This is a genomic window from Stenotrophomonas sp. P5_B8 (genome assembly GCF_054049855.1).
The window spans coordinates 1-2545 of sequence record NZ_JBFULO010000498.1 but is presented as its reverse complement, the minus strand read 5'-3'; the positions used below and the strand labels follow the sequence as shown (position 1 = coordinate 2545).

Below are 2545 nucleotides of genomic sequence, written 5' to 3'. Positions count from 1 at the left end.
GGTCGAACACCTGGTCGATCACCCAATCCGGACGCGAGCCCGGGCGGTCGACCTTGTTGACCACGACGATCGGCTTGAAGCCCATCGCGAAGGCCTTCTGGGTGACGAAGCGGGTCTGCGGCATGGGGCCGTCCATCGCATCGACGAGGATCAGCACGGTGTCGACCATCGACAGCACGCGCTCCACTTCGCCGCCGAAGTCGGCGTGTCCCGGGGTGTCGACGATGTTGATCCGGTTCTTGACACCGGTCTTCTTGTCTTCCCAGGTGATGGCCGTGTTCTTGGCCAGGATGGTGATGCCGCGTTCCTTTTCCTGGTCATTGCTGTCCATCACGCRCTCGGCGAGCACGGTGCGCTCGGAGAGGGTGCCGGACTGCTTGAGCAGCTGGTCGACGAGGGTGGTCTTACCGTGGTCGACGTGGGCGACGATGGCGATGTTGCGAAGATTTTCGATAGACATGCGAAAGGGGGCCAGTCGGCGCCGGATTTGGAAAAAGAAGTCCAACATTATACGGCCAACATGACCAATCGCGAAAAGTGCGTTTCAGGTAGTGCCGAATTCCCATTCAGGTAACGCCCGTCGCCGGCCGCACTGCCATCTCCGATCCTGTGGAAGCCGTGACACGGCGGGCGGGCGTTGGCAGGTCCGGAGGGACGCCGCCTGAGTCAGGGGGCGTCCGCGAAGCGGCGGGGGGTTTAGACGATGGTAAACGGGGGCCGTGGTTTGCGCAGCGAACCGTGGGGCGGCAGCACGAACGCGATGACGCGGGGTGTATCCTATGGGGCTAACGACAAACCCCCGTACCCCAAGGATTTGCATGTCCCTTATCGCCACTTTCGACACCACCCAGGGCCCGATCAAGGTCGAGCTGTTCGCCGACAAGGCCCCGCTGACGGTCGCCAACTTCGTCAATCTGGTCAAGCACGGCTTCTATGACGGCCTGGTCTTCCATCGCGTGATCCCGGACTTCATSATCCAGGGCGGCTGCCCGAAGGGTCAGGGCACTGGCGGTCCGGGCTACAAGTTCGAAGATGAAAAGAACGGCGTCAAGCACCAGGTCGGTTCGCTGTCCATGGCCAACGCCGGCCCGAACACCAACGGCAGCCAGTTCTTCATCACCCACATCAAGACCGATTGGCTGGACGGCAAGCACACCGTGTTCGGCCAGGTGCTGGATGGCCAGGCGATCGTCGATTCGGTCAAGCAGGGCGACGTGATCCATTCGATCACCCTGGAAGGCGACACCGACGCGGTGCTGGCCGCCCAGGCCGAGYGCGTGGCCGAGTGGAACAAGCTCATCCCCACCGCCTGATCCGATTCCAACGGCCCCCTGTGAAGGGGGCCGTTTTTACGTTCCGGCCGCCCCGCCAGGCCTGTCCCCGCCCGCGCGGCCATCTCCCACACCGCTTCTTAGCTTCTTAGCAGAGGAAATCCCCATGAAAGCACCTGTTCGTGTTGCCGTGACCGGCGCCGCCGGCCAGATCGGCTACGCCCTGCTGTTCCGCATCGCCTCCGGCGAAATGCTCGGCAAGGACCAGCCGGTCATCCTGCAGCTGCTCGAGCTGCCGATCGACAAGGCCCAGGCCGCGCTGCGCGGCGTGATGATGGAACTGGAAGACTGCGCATTCCCGTTGCTGGCTGGCATGGTCGGTACCGATGACGCCGAAGTGGCCTTCAAGGATGCCGACATCGCCCTGCTGGTCGGTGCGCGTCCGCGCGGCCCGGGCATGGAGCGCAAGGACCTGCTGCTGGAAAACGCCAAGATCTTCACCGCGCAGGGCGCGGCGTTGAACAAGGTGGCCAGCCGCAACGTGAAGGTGCTGGTGGTCGGCAATCCGGCCAACACCAATGCCTACATCGCGATGAAGTCGGCGCCGGATCTGAACCCGCGCAACTTCACCGCCATGCTGCGCCTGGACCACAACCGCGCGCTGAGCCAGCTGTCGACCAAGCTGGGCAAGTCGGTCGGTGGCATCGAGAAGCTGGTCGTGTGGGGCAACCACAGCCCGACCATGTACCCGGATTACCGTTTCGCCACCGCCGATGGTGCGTCCATCGCCGATGCGATCAACGACCAGGAATGGAACGCCGGCACCTTCATCCCGACCGTGGGCAAGCGCGGCGCGGCGATCATCGAAGCCCGTGGTTCGTCCTCGGCCGCCTCGGCCGCCAATGCCGCCATCGACCACGTGCGCGACTGGGTGCTGGGCAGCAACGGCAAGTGGGTGACGATGGGCGTGCCGTCCGACGGTTCCTACGGGATTCCGGAAGGCGTGATCTTCGGCTTCGCGGTGACCACCGAAAACGGTGAGTACACGCTGGTCAAGGATCTGCCGGTGGACGACTTCAGCCAGAAGTACATCGACAAGACCCTGGCCGAGCTGGAAGAAGAGCGCGCTGGCGTGGCCCACCTGCTGGGTTGATCGATCCGCAGGCGCATGCCGACCGTTGGTCGGTGCGTTGACGAAAAACGCCAGGCATTGCCTGGCGTTTTTTTTGCCCTTCCGGTAGAGCCGAGCCATGCTCGGCCGGCCGTGCGCAGCA

General features: G+C 63.9%; 3 protein-coding genes. 2 read left to right on the top strand and 1 reads right to left on the bottom strand.

The genetic code is table 11. The features are described 5' to 3' along the window. The coding region (locus tag ACXJKH_RS18565) for a GTP-binding protein (protein ID WP_457321568.1) at positions 1-460 on the bottom strand (460 nt) is incomplete at its 3' end. A gap of 358 nt (positions 461-818) precedes the next feature. On the opposite strand from ACXJKH_RS18565, the gene ACXJKH_RS18560 reads away from it, so the two are divergent. Continuing rightward, positions 819-1313: a peptidylprolyl isomerase gene (locus ACXJKH_RS18560; protein WP_457321566.1), complete on the top strand. Its 495-nt coding sequence runs from the start codon at positions 819-821 to the stop codon at positions 1311-1313. A gap of 124 nt (positions 1314-1437) precedes the next feature. After that, positions 1438-2424, top strand: a complete 987-nt coding sequence (locus ACXJKH_RS18555) for a malate dehydrogenase (protein WP_256776235.1) — start codon at positions 1438-1440, stop codon at positions 2422-2424. The last annotated feature ends 121 nt before the right edge of the window (positions 2425-2545 follow it).